The sequence below is a fragment of the Aquimarina atlantica genome (assembly GCF_000626715.1).
Classification (GTDB): Bacteria; Bacteroidota; Bacteroidia; order Flavobacteriales; family Flavobacteriaceae; genus Aquimarina; species Aquimarina atlantica.
In genome coordinates, this window is sequence record NZ_AQRA01000005.1 from 484,507 (window position 1) to 502,231 (window position 17,725).

Below are 17,725 nucleotides of genomic sequence, written 5' to 3' on the forward strand. Positions count from 1 at the left end.
AACAGGATAATTGTGATTAATACATAACTACAATAATTGTGGCATACATTTAGTGGTACACTTTCGGATCCAAAATCAAATCTTTATGATTAGAAAGTTATTTTTATACGTGTTCGTCCTCTTGTTAACAGCCTGCTCTTCGGTAAAAAATTATAATCAACAAATCAGCGAACTTCATAGCCCAGAAGAAATACGTGATGATATAGATTTTGCATATCGTAAATTACAAAAACTACATCCGGATTTGTACTGGTATATTAGTAAGGATTCATTAGACAAAAAAATAGATAGATTAAAGAAAAGCATACAACAACCTGTATCTAGTATTACATTTTATAAACAATTAGCTCCGGTAGTTGCGAGTATACGACAGGGGCATACTGCAATTTATCCTCCGTATAAAAAGCAAACAAGAAAAGAAAAAAAAGTAAAGGGCAAAAGGAGCTACCCTTTTAAATCATTAGCTTTTTATGGTGAAGATAATAAGGTATATGTCGAAAAGGATTATGAAAAAAATGATACTCTCGTGGTGGGTTCTGAGGTATTGAGTGTAGATGATCAAAAAACAAGTGATTTATTGGTATCTTTTCAAAGATTACATACAGGGGATGGTTATAATAAAACATTTATCCCAAAGTATATTGGTCATGGTTTTGGAATATTCTATACCAGAACACATCAACAAAAAGATAGTATACTAGTAAAGCTAAAAACAGGAGATAGTATTTATTCTCGTTATATACATGCAGGGTATAGCAAAAAGAAAAAACAGATAAAAAAAGACACTATCACCATTCCTGTAGAAAAGAAAAGTAAATCAAATAAAAAAATAGCCAGAAAAAAGAATAAAGAGATACGTAAACAGCATAATAAATATGGTTTTGATGCGTATAAAAAAGAATACAATAGAAATTTTAAGTTTATCACATCAGATACCACTGCTGCTATTGCTTATATGAAAATAAGAAGTTTTACGAATGGAAATTATAAAGATTTTTATAAAGAAAGTTTCTCAAAAATAGATTCTGCAAGTAGTAAAAATCTTATTATAGATTTAAGAGGAAATTTGGGAGGTAGATTAGCAGAAATAGAAGAACTCTATTCGTATTTGACCGATAAAGAATATGTGTTTATCGAAAAGGCAAAAATGACGAAACGGTCGAGCTTCTTATATCCGCTTTTTCATACCAAATCCTGGATCGGAAAAACAGGAGCTATCCTATTCTCTCCGGTATTAACAACATACCAGTTTTTTAAAGTTAAAAAAGAAAAAGGAGACCCTTATTTTAAATTTAAGTATAGCAAACTTAGAACACCAAAATCAAATTCGTATACCGGTAAGCTTTATGTTTTAATAGATGGAGAAAGCTTTTCTGCAAGTAGTATTTTATCTACTCATCTAAAAGCAACCAAACGTGCCACTTTTGTAGGAGAAGAAACAGGCGGGGCATATAACGGTACTATTGCAGGATTTTTTGCCTATGTAGAGCTTCCTAATTCTAAGATAAATATGAGAGTAGGATTGATGAAAATAAATGCTCCTCATACGGTAGAACCCGATGGTTTTGGGATTAAGCCAGATGTTTATATCGAATCTGAAAAAGGGATAGATAAAGAGCTTGAGTGGGTACTACAGGATGTCAATAAATAAAATAATAAATACAATATGGTCAAAGAAAGAATAGCTAAAGTAGGTAGGGTAGTTATCCTTATTGTGGTAGTTGCTATAGTACAAAGTTGTAAGAATGAAGACACATCCTCGCAATCTGACGTTTTATTAAAATTGTTTAGTTTAAAAACGTCTAATGATTGGGTTATTACAATTCCTGAAACAAATGCTAAATGTAAGATTTCAGAAGTTGATACAGATTCTTTACATGTGGTAAAAGGTGTTTATGTGGATGGAGAAGAACGGGGAGAAGTTGTTATCGATTATTTAAAAATAACAACCTTAAATCAATCTTCTAAAAACGAACAATATTTCATGATCCCTTTCAAAGTTTCAAATCAAGGTTCGGGTATTTTTAATTATATAGGCATGTTTGTTTTAAATTATGAGGATAAAACAATTAAACAAATTGATTCTTATTTTTTAGGAGATAGAATTATAATTGATTCACTTGAGTATAATGGAAATGCTACTCTTCAGATTCAATTTAAAGCCCATTCAGAACAACAAAGCTTTTCTGAAACCCCTGTAGAACATGAAGAATTAGAAGTAAATGTCAGTAAAAAAGGTTTTGAGGAAGTTAAAAATGAATAGTATAGATACTATATAAAGTAATAAGTACAGCTATTATCTATTCTAGAGTATAGTTTATAATATTTAATTTACTTTTACATCATAAATCAAAAGTGTAAGGAAACGCTAGCTAGGTACTATCGATAATCTTAATGAAAATAGATGTGTTAGCATTGGTACTCTAGTTCGAATAAATAATAAAATATATGAAAAGATTTAGCCTTTATGTGTTAACTATGGTATCATCTTTACTTATGGTAGGATGTCAATTTTCAGAGCATTTGAATTTGAATGAAGATGGAACAGGAAAAATAACCATAAACTTTGATGGATCAGAGCTTATGAAGATGGGCGAAGGACAGGTTGCAGAAAAGAAAGAAAAAATAGACTCGCTACTGGTTTTTAATGACTTTTTAGAGGAGCATAAGGATAGTATTTCAAAATTATCAAAAGAAATGCAGGAACGACTGAAAAGGCTAAAAGATTTTGAAATGCATATCGTGGTCAATTCTGAAGCTAAAGAAATGAATATGGATATGTACAAAGACTTTAAAGATGTTTCTGAGTTAGGTGATATATTTAGTGATTTTAAAACCGCTATGGTTATCGAGGGTAAGAATAATAAGACTCCGGGAAATGGGAGTACGTTTGATCCTCTCGAAACATTAACATCGGAAGAAGGAGGAACCAAAGTAAGCTATAGTTTTAAAAACAATAAGTTTAGTAGGATTACAGAGATTATTGATGCCGAGAAGGTTAAAAAAAGCATGGATAGCTTAGAGAAGACCCGAATGTTTTTGGCGAGCTCTAAATATAAATTAAAGTATACTTTTCCGAGAAAAATAGTGAAAATGTCATCTGATAAAGCCACATTTAGCTTAGATATGAAAAGTTTTATACTCGAAGTCGGGTTTATCGAGTTTATGGAAAACCCTAAGATATTAGATGTCGAAGTCGAGCTCGAAAATTAAAAAAAATATTATTTCACTTTTTTTTATGACGTATCTTTGTGAACTATGAATAAAAAAATTCAACTCCAGGATATTGGCCGTAAAGATTATAAAGAAACCTGGGAGTATCAGGAAACTCTTTTTAAAGAGATTTTAGATATAAAAATAAAAAATCGAAGAGAAGATGCAGGGCTTAGTACACCAAATCACTTTCTTTTTGTAGAACACCCACATGTATATACGTTGGGTAAAAGTGGTGATATTAGCAATTTGTTATTATCAGAAGAACAATTAAAAGAAAAAGAAGCCACATTTTATAAAATTAATAGAGGAGGAGATATCACCTATCATGGCCCCGGGCAGATTGTAGGGTATCCAATTCTTGATCTTGATAATTTCTTTACTGATATCCATAAGTATCTTCGTTTTCTGGAAGAAATGGTGATTCTTACTTTGGCAGAGTATGATATTAATGCCACAAGAAGCGAAGGTGAAACTGGAGTATGGATTGATGTGGGCACTCCGTTTGCCCGTAAAATCTGCGCTATGGGAGTTCGGGCCAGTCGTTGGGTTACCATGCATGGCTTTGCCTTAAATATTAATGCCAACCTGGGGTATTTTGATCATATTATCCCTTGTGGAATAAAAGACAAAACCGTTACATCCTTACATGTCGAATTAGGAGTGGATCATGTAGATATTGACGAGGTTAAAGCAAAGTTGCTAAAACATTTTACAACTCTTTTTGAAGCTGAATTCATACAGCAAAAGGCCGAAATTTAATCCCGAGCTAGATTATATTAACTACATTCTATAGCTTATTTCATACTAAAAAAGTTAATCCTGGGTTTTATATGCAGAGGTGATTTAATTTTTTTTGATTGAAGTGAAAAATCTAGGTAGAAAAAAGAAACATTTTCGAATTATTGAAAAAAGTTTAATTCCCTTCAAAATAGCAATCTGATCTTTTGTATAAAAGAAATGATTAAAATTATAAACAAATGAAGGTATATACTTTTCTTAGTGTTCTTATGCTGGTATGCGCATGCAAAACTCAAAATACAGTCGATTCTTCAAAAGAAATTGCGATAGTTTCAGAACCTCAAAATAAAGAAGGGTATTGTCCTGAAAGCGGAAACTGTACTGTAAAACTTCATAAAAACTCTTCGCTGGTGCTAAAAAAAGATACCGCAGATAGCTATTATCCTGTTATCGAAAAAGGAGAAGGGGTAGTTGTCGAATTTGAATTTTTAATCAAAGGGCCAGAAGGTACTGCAGATGGGGATTATTCTGAAACCATACATTTTGAAATCAATAAAGCTATAGAAACTCTAAATATAAAAGGGGAGGCATTAGGGCAAGTACAGTTACTTTTTGGGAAACATTGTTTTTGTAGAGGAGAGGCAGGATATTACAAAATAAAACATGGGAATTTGACGCTTCAAAAATCAAAAGAAAACATCAATATTGATATATCGTTTAGTATACCCGAGGTTTCTCATAAAATCTTCAACATTAAAGAAAAAATAAAACTTTAATCAGGTTTAACTTAAAAAAGTAAGCGATGCATTTCTCAATGCATCGCTTACCATAATTAACTATTATCGAATATTTACTCTTGTACAAATTGAAAAGATTTGTATTTACCTTTACCTCCCGGGTTAAGTTTCAGGATATATAATCCCGATGGTAATGCACTGGTATTAATTGTTTTTTGAACTAACTTACCTTTCATTACGATTTTTCCAAGAATACTTACAATTTCATAAGAGGTATCTTTTTTAGAAACGATCACATGTAGTAAACGATCTTTTCCTACAGGATTAGGGAATGCAGATATTTCTACTTGTTTTGTAGTTGTTGTACCATCTACGGTTACTAATGATCTTGCAGAAGGACTGCCGATTGTAAATGTTGTTGCTTCAGAAGATCCAAAAGACCCTCCAGAAGCGATTGTAGTTCCTTCTGAAGTAAGCGTATAGGATCCATTACCATAGGCACAGCAGATACCATCGCCATACGAATCATTAAGTGTAAACGTATAGGTTCCTGGTTCTAAGCACTCTGTAATTGTTAGTGTTGATCCATCGGGTTGAGAGCCATAAGTTCCTCCTGATGCTACAACCTGGCTATTGCTATCTGTAATTTGCCAGCTGGTTTCTTCTGGGTAATTGTCAAAATTAAGCGTTAATACAACATCAGTACAGGTAGTTTGTGACCCTCCTTCGCTTAAACTCACATCATCTATAGCCATATCACCTTGCCAGGTATTACCTGTAACTCCATTAAAACGTAATTGTACTGTGCCACCTAAGTACGTACTTAAGTCTACAGTTGCCGATTGCCATGAGTTTCCTTGATTTCCTGATTTAGACCAAACTGAAGTCCATGTAGCACCGTTATCATTACTGGCTTCTAATGCCAGGCTACCCATAGTCGAAGCACCATACATGTGATACTTAAATGAGAAATTAGCTTTTGTCTGACCCGTTAAATCAAAACAAGGAGAATTAAGAATTGCTCTTTTAGTAGGATAATTAGGTGTAGACGATTCCATATACACATAATAAGTGCCTTGTGAAGCGCTAGAAGGTCCAGTGTTTCTGGATGGAGTTCCGTTAGCATCTACAGCCCAATCAAAATCATCTCCCGTTGCCTGTTTCCAAGCTCCAAGAGTATTTTCGAACCCTTCGGTATATGGGAATGATGAGATCTCTGCAGTACAAGAAGAACCTCCTGTATCCGGAAGAGTTGTAATATTTACAGTATTACTGGCATTAGATTCGTTACCAGAAGCATCTTTTGCCTTTACGCTAAAGCTATAGGCAGTATCTGGTGATAATCCAGTTGCTTGATAAGAAGTAGTCGTAACTGTAGAGATGACTGTAGTCCCTCTATAAACATCATATCCGCTAACTCCTACATTATCGGTAGAAGCATCCCAGGAAAGATCAACCGTGGTCTTTGTAATATTAGAAGCTGCTAAATTAGCGGGAGCTGTTGGTGCTTGAGTATCTGGTTGCGAAAGCGTAGTAGCATTGGCAGTGTTACTGAAATTAGATTCATTACCTGCTGCATCTTTTGCTTTTACTCTAAAACTATATGATGTATTAGCCGATAATCCTGTAACCTGGTATGAAGTAGAGGTTACTGTTGTAATTACACTATTTCCTTGGTAAATATCATATCCTGTAACTCCTACATTATCTGTTGCGGCGTTCCAGTTAAGATCAACCGTAGTTTGTGTGATATTCGAAGCAGCTAAACCATCTGGAGTTGTAGGGGCTTGTGTATCTCCACCACTTCCTCCAGAGATTTCAAAATTGGCATTAGAAATATCATAGAAAATATGTCCGGATCCTCTAACCATTATTCTGTTTTGCGTTCCTACCGCATTTGGTACAGTGATGCTATGAGAACCATCATTAGGTACTGCCGAGGCAATTGTTGTTGTGTATGTATTTCCTCCATCGGTAGATAGTAAAATATCTACATTGGCAGCATTAATACCATTACCAGTTGTTCCTGCAACATCCCAGGTAACGGTTTGCGTTGATCCCGAAGCCCAGTTAACATTGGTGTTAGGAGCATTAACAACAAAAGGTCCTGCTGCACCGGCAACGGTTATTTTTGTATCGTCACTGGCAGTGCTCGCTCCACCAGATGCATTATCTCTTACTGTAAGTCTAAAGTTCATTGTTCTGCTTACAGAAGGAACAACCTCCCATGTAGAAGAGGTTTGCCCCGAAATAACTGTTGGTAATGCCGGCATATATCTGTCGGGCGAAGCAGTTGGAGTCAAAGATCTAAAAGCAGGTCCGTTGGTCGAAGTGGCAACAGGTGGCATAGTTGCCGGTTGTGCATCCATTTGCTCCCAGCAATATGTAAGATTGTTTCCCGAATTAGCATCGGATCCATTACCTTTTAGTACAAATGGTGTTGAGGCAGGAATCGTATAATCCTGTCCTGCATTAGCAGTAGGGGCAGCATTACCAGTATTGCTTTGAGCACCGCATGTACTGTTTCCTTGCGAAATATTCTGCCACATTTCCTGGATGCTAATCGCATGAAAATAAGCATCACTATTGTTTTGTACGTTTGGAGAACAAATACCAGCATATCCCATAATCGTAGAAGCACTTCCTGGCTCTACAGATGCATTAGATCTCTGGCAGCTATTGTTTTGAGTATGATTTCCGCCGAATTGATGCCCCATTTCATGAGCAACATAATCTACATCATATGCATCCCCGATAGGACGACCACTTCCTGTGATTCCTCGTGCTTTAGAGTTGGTACATGGAGATCTAAGCTGTGCCAATCCTCCTCCTCCGGTACTAAATGCATGTCCGATGTCATAATTGTTAAAACCAATAACATTGTCACAAACAGTCTGACTTTCATTAATTAATGCATTGGCGTTACTGTTACTTAAATTATCAGTATTAGCATCTAAAAAAATGATATCTGTATTATTATTTACTAATACCATGGTAAGAGCAAGGTCTCTTTCAAAAATACCATTTACTCGAGTCATAGTAGTATTTACGGCAGAAAGTACAGCTTCTTTTTTTACCTGATCAGAGGCGCCAGAGCTAACTCCCTGATTGTTAATATGAAATTGAGAATATTCTCCGGTACATGCGATAGCTAATCTAAAAGTTCTTAGCTTACCGTCATTAGCATTTCTTAAAGCATTGAATTGCTGATTAGAAAAGTTTGATTTAACATTTTCTTCAACCAGGCACTCAAAACTATTAGGGTCAGCGGGTAGATCTGCTTTAGCATAACAGATATAACTCGTTTTATCTTTTGTATACGGATCAATATAGATAGTCGAATGATTTCCAGAAGTTATCATGGCGTGTAAACCAACTTTAGAAAAACTAAATCTGGCAATAGATGTAGGATCATCAATCCCGTAGCCAACAAAAGATTGGATACTTGGAAATCGCTTTGCGAGCCCTTCTTCAAGAACAGAAGCTTCGAGGATTCTAAATTTTTGTAATACTCCTTTTGCAGTAGGGAGTTGGATTACAACACCAGAACTTTTTTGTTGTACTCTTGATGGTGTACGTTGCAAAATAGATTTCAACGCTGTAGTGTTTAAGTTAAATAGTTGATACTGTGTTGGAGTTGTTTTTCTAAGCTCTTTGGATTTGGCTTGTGCTTTAGCAGGCGATACGGGACTCCATAGCTGCGCATTAACACTAATACTCGCGAATAAGAACGAGAGTACCAGTATTTTGTTAAAAATACTTGTTTTCATAATTGAGTTTGGTTTGTGTTAGTAAATCTATAGTCGTTGGCTGTACAACTCCTAATCATGAAATTTAGTACTTGTAAAATAACATTTAACATAAAATAATAATAACCATCTCAAAATCTTAAATTAATGTTAAAAAAAATATATAAACGTATTTTCTTAAAACAGTAAGGAGGGAAGTGAGAAAACACTCTGTATTATAGAGTTATGTGTAAATTGAATTCTAGTAAAAGAAAACCCGAAATCTAAATTTCGGGTTTTCTTTTATCGATGTTTTTTAACAATGGATTAATTTATTTGATAGATGAGTACTCCATTTTCTTCTCCCTGAACTACAAATTCGAGATTAGGATCCTTATCCATATTCCCTAAACTTAATACAGAGTTACCATATACCGGGAAATTAGGAAATAGCTCAGCATTGCTATCATATAAGTATACTTTTTTGGCTTGTATATCAGTGATAGTAATATAGATCTTATTATTAATAAAATAAAGTTTAGGTTCTGTATACACTCCAAAATCAAGTTCAAGGGTTTTACCTTTTATAGTAAGCTTATTTTCAGAAAAAGTAACCAGAGTTTTATTGGTAGCTACCATTCTATTATCCTCATGCAAACTTAGGTTTTGCTCTACAGCATTACCATCGTTTTGTACTTGAATTAATTTTCCACTTTTGGTAGTAGAGGTAAATTTGTTGAGATACTGGTACCATTCGTTTTTAGAAAAATCAACTTTTTCTTTTACATTAACTCGCGGTTTACCTATTCGATCCAGGATAGTTAATGTTCCATTTTTTTCAGAAAGTAAAATATAATCTTTAGTTCCTATCCTGATATGTTTTGGCGGTAAAATAAGATCTGTTTCAGTATTTTTAAACCTAAAACCAGTTACAGCTTTTGCCTCTGCATCAAACATTTTGATTTCATTGCCCTGGGTAATAACAATGCGGTAACGCTTGCTTTTGTCATAATCAAATAACGCAAGTGGTTGTGTAATTGGTTTTTCAAATGTTTTAGGGTATGGTTTTACATCTTTTCCATCGCGATCAACGAGGTATAGGGTATTGGCAGTGTTAAATAATAGTTGGTATCTGCCGTTTTTGTAGATATCGATTTGTTGAATATCGCCTAGTATTTCACCATCGACTTGTTTTTTCCAGAAAATGGCACCTTTATCAGAAATTAAATATACGTTGTTTTCGATATCCTGTACTGCCACATCCATACCTTTGGTTCTGTGGTTTTTAACAAGAACAGGTCTGGTTAATACTTTATTCTCCAGAGTAGTTGATGCGGTTTGTGTAACAGATGTAGCTGCACCTTTAGCTCTACTTTTTTGTAGGATACTATGCACATGAGCAAAATCGTTTTCTTTTATAATCTGTACTATTCCTACTTGATATCCTTTATCCTTAAGTGCTTCCCATTGCGACGAATATTCTTCTTCAACATTTTCAGAAATGTATTCTTTTATGTTTTTGATCGTACCCGCTATTAATATCGAAGATTCGTCGGATAAATCTTTTACAGTGGCTTTGTAATACTCTTGATCATAGAGTAGAGTTTGATTTAGGATATTAGCAATAATATCTTTAAGAGCTGCGGTAGAAGACCCAAAAATGATAAAATCATCCCGAACAAAATAAAACTTGGCGTCAAAATCGTTTACCAAAGGAGTAAGGATTTGCGAAAAAGCAGAGGAGCTTTTATAACTGTATATAGGTATATTTCTATAAGTATCTATTTTATCTCCTGCCAGACTTTCCTGGGCCGTTTCGGGGTTTAGAGAATTTAGAACTAATATATTTTCTTTTTCTAGAAAGATCATACCGATCTCAGAAACACCCGATAATATATCGTCTAGATCCCCTGGAATATCTTCTAATTCTCTATCCTGCGCAACAGATAGATTTTTTTTCAATATATCAAAGTCATCATAAGTATAAGAGATAAATCCTTTTGCAGTAACAGGTGTCACTTTTGAAATTTCATTTTCCTGGGCAATAGTATTATCAAAAATCCCAATGGTACTGGATAATGAATCTTTTTCTATAGCAATACCATCCAGATACATTGCATCCTGTCCTATAGTGGCATCAGCAGATATCCAACCGCTAAAATTTTGTAAGCTTTCGAGATCTGTATTAGGCAGTAATGCATTGTGGATGTTTTGTAGTTTTTTCCCATTAACAAGTACAGATAAGGTATTTTCGGTACCAGACACTTCATATACTTTTTGTAAATCTTTATCAATAGGAATCGGAGCAGCTTGCATTCGTATTGCATTCTCGATCAGTAATTGAGAAGAAGAGGCAATAAGCAGGCTATCCTGTCGGGTAGCAAAAAACGATTTTCCCTTTGATGTCACCTTATAAATAGTATTCTCAGAATAATTTATTGTTTCGATCTGTTTTGTATTTAGCGAATCGGTATTGATTACTGCAGGGTCGAATTTTGAAATATAAGTGTATTCATAATCGTTTTTTCCTAATGGAGAGAAGCATAATATGCTTTCTGTCTGATGAGTTTGATCCAGGATAGATAAATTTTTGAAATATTCAACAAAAGCAATTTGGTTATTGTTTTTGATAAAATTATTATCCCTTAATTTACTGGCAGCACCTTCAAGGTCATTAATTTTTATAATAATTTGAGTATCTCTTGGGATGTGATCCAATAAAGAATTTGATTTTTTTGAGGTGTCCTCACAAGAAATAGCTATAAAAATTAGAAGAACAGCCGCTATCTTTTTCATTATGCCAATGCGTTTTGTATTCTTTAATTTGGTTATCAAAATAAAAAAGTTCAATTTCCTGGTTTGCAAAATATAAAGTCTAATTTAATAATTTATTTAACTTAAGGTATCTAAAATTCATTTTTCACCTTTACGTTTTTCTATGTCTTTTTTGATTTCTTGTAATTGCTGAACATCAAGCAAATCCTTTGGTCTCTGAGCCTTAATTTTACTGTTGATCAAATCTTCATAAGAGATTACATTCCACTTTAAGAATTCATTATTATTTATGACTACAGATTCACTATCCTTATATGCTTCTTCAAAAGTTTTATCAGAAGAGAAATTAGTTATCAATTCAAGGTCTATATCAACAGGTGAAAATTTGATAGAAATATTCTGCCTTTGTTCCTTAACATCATCTGGGAAGTCATTAATTTCATATCCCATTTCTCTAAAAACCCTAATCAAACCATTTAAGTTTTGTTGAGTAACATCTATCCAAAAATCAACATCTGCAGAATGCCTCTGATAACCATGAAAATTAACTGCACCACCTCCAACCATAATCATTCTAACATTATGTTTGTTAGATAGCTTTATAAAAGTATCTATTTTTTCTTTCCATTGAGTTATACTATCCATCTTAAAGGTTAATTACAAAATTATTTCCTTTTTCATTTTTTTTTGAATGAGAAGGGAAACTATTAAAAATATAAGCCAATTCAATAAAAGAATAAATTCTATTGGCAGGGGATAACTCTAAAAATCTATCTCTTTGTATTTGATTACTCTCTTCTTTTGACCTAAAGTTTATTTCCATCTGTTTGTTAAATTCTTTTTTTATCTTTTCAAAGATATAATTATTTAAGGTCTAGTGTAAGTTGTTCTGGTAATAACCTAAAGCTTTTCCTGTGATATTTGGTAATCCCATATTTTCGAATCGCATCACGATGCTCTACTGTTGGGTATCCTTTATTCTTTTTCCAGTTGTACATAGGATACTCTTCATGTATTTTTTCCATAAACTCATCACGATATGTTTTTGCCAATACCGAGGCGGCTGCAATATTTAAATATTTTCCGTCTCCCTTTATAACGCAAGTATAGGGTATATTATGATATGGTTTAAACCTATTTCCATCTACAATGATGTGTTCTGGTTGAGGTTTTAATTGCTCGATTGATCTTTGCATAGCCAGAATAGAAGCATTTAAAATATTGATCTCATCAATCTCTTCCATAAAGATATGTGTAACACCATAGGTCAAAGAGGAGTCTTCTATTATAGGTTTTAGTTGATTTCTTTTGGCTTCGGTAAGTTGTTTAGAATCATTAAGAATCGAATTATTGAAATCGTCGGGTAAGATTACCGCAGCTGCTGTGACCGGACCTGCCAGGCATCCTCGCCCTGCCTCATCGGTACCACATTCGAGAATGTCTGGGTTTAATTGTAATGTAAGCATATTACGAAGATACAGTATGCATAGAATACCAGAAAACTATTTTTATAAATTGATTAAAAAGTTAAATTAAACAAACAATGAGTGTCATTTACTTTCGTTAAAAAAGTATATTTTTGCCACAGTTTAGCATTCTAATGAGAAAAAACATAATATTTATAGTTGCACTGTTATCGGTTTCGATGGTCTGGGCACAAAGAGACCAGGAGAGAATAGGTGATGCTTCTAACGCAGATGGATCTCAAGAACCCAGAAAATCGTTAAGACAACCAAAGACTAAAAAAAAGAAACCTCCGGTTACAGACTATAAGATCATTACGATAAAAAATGATACAACGTATCAGGATACAACATTAACAATACAAAAGGATTATAAGTTTAATTATCTGCGTAGAGATGATTTTGAGTTGCTTCCTATTCATAATGTTGGGCAAACCTATAATAGTTTGGCAAAGCGAGAAGAGCGAGACCATATATTACCACTTATGGGAGCCAGAGCCAGGCATTTCAATTTTATGGAAGCCGAAGATATCAGATATTATCATGTGCCGACTCCGCTTACCGAGCTGTATTTTAGAACTACCTTCGAACAAGGACAGCAATTAGATGCTTTTTTTACAGTAAATACCTCGCCAAGACTCAATCTTTCGATCGCTTATAAAGGTGTACGATCTTTGGGAAAATACCAACATGCCTTAACGAGTACAGGTAATTTTAGAGCTACGGCTAGTTATTCGACCAAAAATGAACGATATAAAGTACGCACACATTTTGTTTCACAAGATTTACTTAATGAAGAAAACGGAGGATTATCGGAAGAAGGGTTAAATCAGTATTTGGGTACAGGCGATTTTGTTGGACAAGATGATAAATTTGCAGATCGGGGCTCGGTGTCTGTTAATTTTCAAAATGCCGAAAGTATATTGCTCGGAAAACGATTTTATCTAAATCACGAATACGCAATACTTAAAAAAACAGATAGTTCTTCTACCGCGTTGTCTGTAGGACATATTATGGATCTTACAGATAAAAGATTTAAATATGATCAGGCAGCAGTTGCTCCCAATAATCTCTTGGGGGAGTCCTATGTAGCTACAAATATTTCTGATAATGTAGCCTTAGAAGATTTTAGCAATCAGGTGTTTGTAGGTTTTACCAATAAGTGGTTGGGGAACCTGCGTATATTGGGAGGGAGCTCTAATTATAATTATGGGTATAATACAATTGTAAATCAGGTAAACAGTTCTGGTGCTCAAATAAACATAACAAATCGTATTAAAGGAGATATATATTCTGTTGGTGGGGAGTATAAGAATACCTATAAAGGATTTAAGCTATTTGCCGATGGAATGACCATTGTCTCTGGTGATTTTACAGGAAATTATTTTAATGCAGGTGCAGGGTATGACCTTAATGAGAAATATGGTATCCAGGCCAAAATAAGTTCTACATCTGTTGCTCCCAACTATAATTTTTTACTCTATCAAAGTGATTATGTAAACTATAACTGGCAAAATAATTTTGATAACACCGAAACCAAAAAAATACAGGTTAATATCAAAGCCAGAAAAATAGTAGAAGTAGAAGCAAGCTATGCTACAATTAGTAAATATACCTATTTTACAAAGAATGCTAATTCTGCAATTGTGCCCCTACAAGCTTCAGAAAGTATTGATGTACTGAAGGTAAAACTCTCGCAAGGACTTAAGTACTGGAAACTAGGTCTTGATAATACAGTAATGTACCAAAACGTAGAGGGAGGTGATCAAATATATAATGTACCCGAGATTACCACCAGAAACAGTTTGTATTATCACGATCACTGGTTTAAAAAAGCATTGTATTTGCAAACAGGAGTCACCTTTAAATACTTTACAAGCTATAAAGCTGATGCATACGACCCTGTATTGTCTGAGTTTTATGTTCAAAATACCGAAGAAATTGGTGGCTACCCTCAGTTTGATATCTTTTTTAATGCTAAAGTACGGCAGACAAGAATCTTTTTTAAAGTCGAAAATTTTGGTGAAGCCTTTAGACAAAACAACGAGTTTTCTGCACCAGGATATGCTACACGTGATGCTGTATTGCGTTTCGGTTTGGTTTGGAATTTCTTTTTGTAACCAAATATCTTTTGCACAGCATTTGTAAAACTAAATATTTATACATAAATACGAACCGGTATGTATTATTACACATGTAACACCATTGTGATGCATTTGACTACTTTTCTAAAATCATAATCCTTACATGTTGAAAAGTATTAAACATGAAAATCGGATTATCCTTTTTTAGCTATTCTCGACAAGAACTTTGGACTGGTAAATATGAAGAACTAACTATATCATGACATCAAAAAGATAAATCAAAAACCAGGGTAACATTTTATCGTGCTTTGACACATAGTGTAAAACGTTGTTATACATTTAAACAGAAACAAAGAATGAGAAAATTTTTAAGTTTATTGACAATTTTGACAATTGTATTTTCCTGCTCAAGTGATGATTCTACAGAACCACAACAAAATGAATTTCCGACTAATATTGCCATAGCCTCACAAACTACTGCTGGGGTTGGAGATATTTTAACAATCAATGGTAATGGATTTTTAACTAGCGAGACTTATATAGTAACTTTTACCGATAACGAAATTGCTAAGATAATTGAAATAAATAGTAATTATCTTAAACTAGAAGTACCGGAAAAAGCTATTTCGGGTGACATCACCTTAACCCACAATAATAAAACAGAAATTATAGGGAGTATTTTAATTAATACTACTTCAAACGTATACGCCTATAAACGAAACTATTCAGACCCTAATAATTATATCAAGCAAATCATAAAAATAGACAAACAAACTGGAAGCGAAACCATTGTTACCGATCTAGATATTAATTCGACCTACTATGAAAGTTTAGTTTTTGATAATTCAGAGAAAAATATTTTGGGGATTGTAGAAAATAGTATTCTTAGTGTCAATACCGAAACCGGACAAAGCACAACCATAAATTTGGAAAATAGCAGTGGTATTGATTATCAAGAAATAGTTTTAGATGATAACGGTAATTTGTATGCTTATAAACGAAACTATGCAGATCCTAATAATTATATCAAGCAAATCGTAAAAATAGACAAGCAAACTGGAGGAGAAACCATTGTTGCTGATCTAAATATTAATTCAACCTATTATGAAAGTTTAGTTTTTGATAGTTCAGAAAAAAATATTTTAGGGATTGTAGAAAACAGTATTCTTAGTGTCAATACCGAAACCGGGCAAAGCACAATCATAAATTTGGAAAATAGCAGTGGTATTGATTATCAAGAAATAGTTTTAGATGATAATGGTAATTTATATGCTTACAAACGAAACTATACAGACCCTAATAATTATATTAAGCAAATCATAAAAATAGACAAACAAACCGGAGGAGAAACCATTGTTGCTGATCTAAATATTAGTTCGACCTATTATGAAGATTTGATTTTTGATAGTTCAGAAAAAAATATTTTAGGGATTGTAGAAAACAGTATTCTTAGCGTTAATATCGAAACCGGAGAAAGTATAACTATAAATTTAGAAAATAGTAATGATGTTGATTATCAGGAGTTAGTTGTTATGAATTAAAAACATAAGTTATAACTATATGATAAACGGCTACTCAATAACTTAATTTAACAAACGTTTTTAACTTAAATTGTTACAAAACCAATGAGTTAGTTTATGCTTAAGAAAGAGTTAGTACTTATAACATTAGTCTTCTGTTTATTCAATCTAAATGCTCAAGAAAAGAGTAATATAACTTTTCGGATAGAACCTGGGGTTCTCCTATTTTCGAAATCTGGAAATTTAGAATTATTACTTAATGTTGAACCCAAAATTAAGATTTCAGAAAATATGGTTATCGGATTAAGATTTGGGGTTGCATTAAATTCTCAAAAATTTGAAAACAAGGATAGTACTCAATTTAATATTGATGATCAATCTGATAATGCTGTCATTTCATTTGTGCCGACTTTCGATTATTATTTAAATGAAAATAATTTTCGTCCTTATATAGGTTTAGGCCTAGGATATTATTTGTTGAGTTACATAGATGTTTCCCCAATCGGCTCTGCAGATGCATTAGAAGGAAGTGTTAATAACCAGATAGGTTTTCTGTTAAGAGGAGGAATTGAATTTGGTAAGACAAGACTTGGATTAGAATATAATCTCATACCAAAAGCAGGTATAGAACTACCAAGTGGCCAAATCATAGGAACAGTTAATAGTGGCTATTTAGGACTGTCTATTGGATTTACAATCGGAGGTATGAAAAACCAGAACTAGTTACGAATTTGGAAAAAAAATAGGATATCACAACAAAAACTAATTTAATCAAAAATGAAAACAGGTATAATAACAGGATGTAGCAGAGGAATTGGATTAGCGACTGCAGAGTTATTAAAAGACGATCCAAATTTTGAAATTATTGGTACTTCAACTTCTGGAAATTGTTCGATTTCTAAATCAAATTTTGAATGTTACCCATTAGACCTTTCAGAAAGTAAATCGATAAACGATTTTGTTGATAAGATTAGAAACCTTAAAATTGATTTTCTTATTAATAATGCTGGAATTTTACTTGAAAATTGGAATGATGCAATAATTAACATTGAGCAATTAAAACAGACATTTAATGTAAATCTCTTCGGAACCATTGAGCTAACCGAAAAGCTGATTCCAAATTTTGAGAAAGATGGACAAATAATAAACATTACATCTGATTGGGGTTCTTTTAGTGAAAAGAACTTTGATGAATTTCAACCACATTATAAAATGTCAAAGTCAGCTTTAAATATGTACACAAAATTACTCGCTAAAAGACTTGAGAAACAAAATATGATTGTTTCATCTCTTGACCCAGGATGGACTCAAACTGATATGGGAGGAAATGACGCATCAAGAAAACCTATCGAAGTTGCCAACGATATCAGAGATTTATTGAATCAAAAACCAAAAAGTGGGAATTTTTGGCATCAAGGAAAAGTTAGAGAATGGTAAATATTTTGTAACAAAAATATCCCATTT

At 33.4% G+C, this 17,725-nt stretch carries 14 protein-coding genes; 9 read left to right on the plus strand and 5 right to left on the minus strand.

Features of this window, described 5'->3' with window-relative positions; all coding sequences use genetic code 11:
- Positions 1-85 precede the first annotated feature (85 nt).
- The 5 genes from ATO12_RS13435 to ATO12_RS13455 all read left to right on the plus strand — a co-directional run bounded on the left by ATO12_RS13435 (position 86) and on the right by ATO12_RS13455 (position 4,730).
- Positions 86-1,651: a S41 family peptidase gene (locus ATO12_RS13435; RefSeq protein ID WP_034242613.1), complete on the plus strand. Its 1,566-nt coding sequence runs from the start codon at positions 86-88 to the stop codon at positions 1,649-1,651.
- A gap of 15 nt (positions 1,652-1,666) precedes the next feature.
- A complete protein-coding gene (locus ATO12_RS13440) occupies positions 1,667-2,263 on the plus strand; it encodes a hypothetical protein (RefSeq protein ID WP_051575825.1) in 597 nt (198 codons plus the stop codon).
- A 185-nt stretch (positions 2,264-2,448) separates the two neighbouring features.
- The gene (locus ATO12_RS13445; protein WP_034242615.1) at positions 2,449-3,213 is read left to right on the plus strand and encodes a hypothetical protein; all 765 of its coding nucleotides are present in this window, start codon (positions 2,449-2,451) and stop codon (positions 3,211-3,213) included.
- A gap of 45 nt (positions 3,214-3,258) precedes the next feature.
- Entirely contained in the window at positions 3,259-3,975 is a 717-nt protein-coding gene (gene lipB, locus ATO12_RS13450) for a lipoyl(octanoyl) transferase LipB (RefSeq protein ID WP_034242622.1), read from the plus strand.
- Positions 3,976-4,193: 218 nt separating this feature from the next.
- Positions 4,194-4,730 (plus strand): hypothetical protein, encoded by a 537-nt coding sequence (locus ATO12_RS13455; RefSeq protein ID WP_034242623.1) that lies wholly within the window; start codon positions 4,194-4,196, stop codon positions 4,728-4,730.
- Between the two features lie 74 nt (positions 4,731-4,804).
- On the opposite strand, the gene ATO12_RS13460 is transcribed toward ATO12_RS13455, so the two are convergent.
- From ATO12_RS13460 to ATO12_RS13475, 5 genes are all read right to left on the minus strand, one after another.
- The gene (locus ATO12_RS13460) at positions 4,805-8,461 is read right to left on the minus strand and encodes a reprolysin-like metallopeptidase (protein ID WP_051575826.1); all 3,657 of its coding nucleotides are present in this window, start codon (positions 8,459-8,461) and stop codon (positions 4,805-4,807) included.
- Positions 8,462-8,746: 285 nt separating this feature from the next.
- Positions 8,747-11,215, minus strand: a complete 2,469-nt coding sequence (locus tag ATO12_RS13465; protein ID WP_034242624.1) for a hypothetical protein — start codon at positions 11,213-11,215, stop codon at positions 8,747-8,749.
- Positions 11,216-11,332: 117 nt separating this feature from the next.
- On the minus strand, positions 11,333-11,839 hold the full coding sequence (locus ATO12_RS13470; RefSeq protein ID WP_051575827.1) for a nucleotidyl transferase AbiEii/AbiGii toxin family protein: 507 nt from the start codon (positions 11,837-11,839) through the stop codon (positions 11,333-11,335).
- A 1-nt stretch (position 11,840) separates the two neighbouring features.
- A complete protein-coding gene (locus tag ATO12_RS26100; RefSeq protein ID WP_165583380.1) occupies positions 11,841-12,017 on the minus strand; it encodes a hypothetical protein in 177 nt (58 codons plus the stop codon).
- Positions 12,018-12,057: 40 nt separating this feature from the next.
- Positions 12,058-12,660, minus strand: a complete 603-nt coding sequence (locus ATO12_RS13475; RefSeq protein ID WP_034242626.1) for a ribonuclease HII — start codon at positions 12,658-12,660, stop codon at positions 12,058-12,060.
- Positions 12,661-12,794: 134 nt separating this feature from the next.
- On the opposite strand from ATO12_RS13475, the gene ATO12_RS13480 reads away from it, so the two are divergent.
- The 4 genes from ATO12_RS13480 (at position 12,795) to ATO12_RS13495 (ending at position 17,698) form a co-directional block, all read left to right on the plus strand.
- Positions 12,795-14,777 (plus strand): putative porin, encoded by a 1,983-nt coding sequence (locus tag ATO12_RS13480; protein ID WP_034242628.1) that lies wholly within the window; start codon positions 12,795-12,797, stop codon positions 14,775-14,777.
- Positions 14,778-15,097: 320 nt separating this feature from the next.
- A complete protein-coding gene (locus ATO12_RS13485) occupies positions 15,098-16,282 on the plus strand; it encodes an IPT/TIG domain-containing protein (RefSeq protein WP_034242631.1) in 1,185 nt (394 codons plus the stop codon).
- 270 nt (positions 16,283-16,552) lie between these two features.
- Complete coding sequence (locus tag ATO12_RS13490) at positions 16,553-16,984, plus strand: hypothetical protein (RefSeq protein ID WP_131248835.1); 432 nt, start codon at positions 16,553-16,555, stop codon at positions 16,982-16,984.
- Positions 16,985-17,038: 54 nt separating this feature from the next.
- A complete protein-coding gene (locus tag ATO12_RS13495; RefSeq protein ID WP_034242633.1) occupies positions 17,039-17,698 on the plus strand; it encodes an SDR family NAD(P)-dependent oxidoreductase in 660 nt (219 codons plus the stop codon).
- Positions 17,699-17,725: the final 27 nt, after the last annotated feature.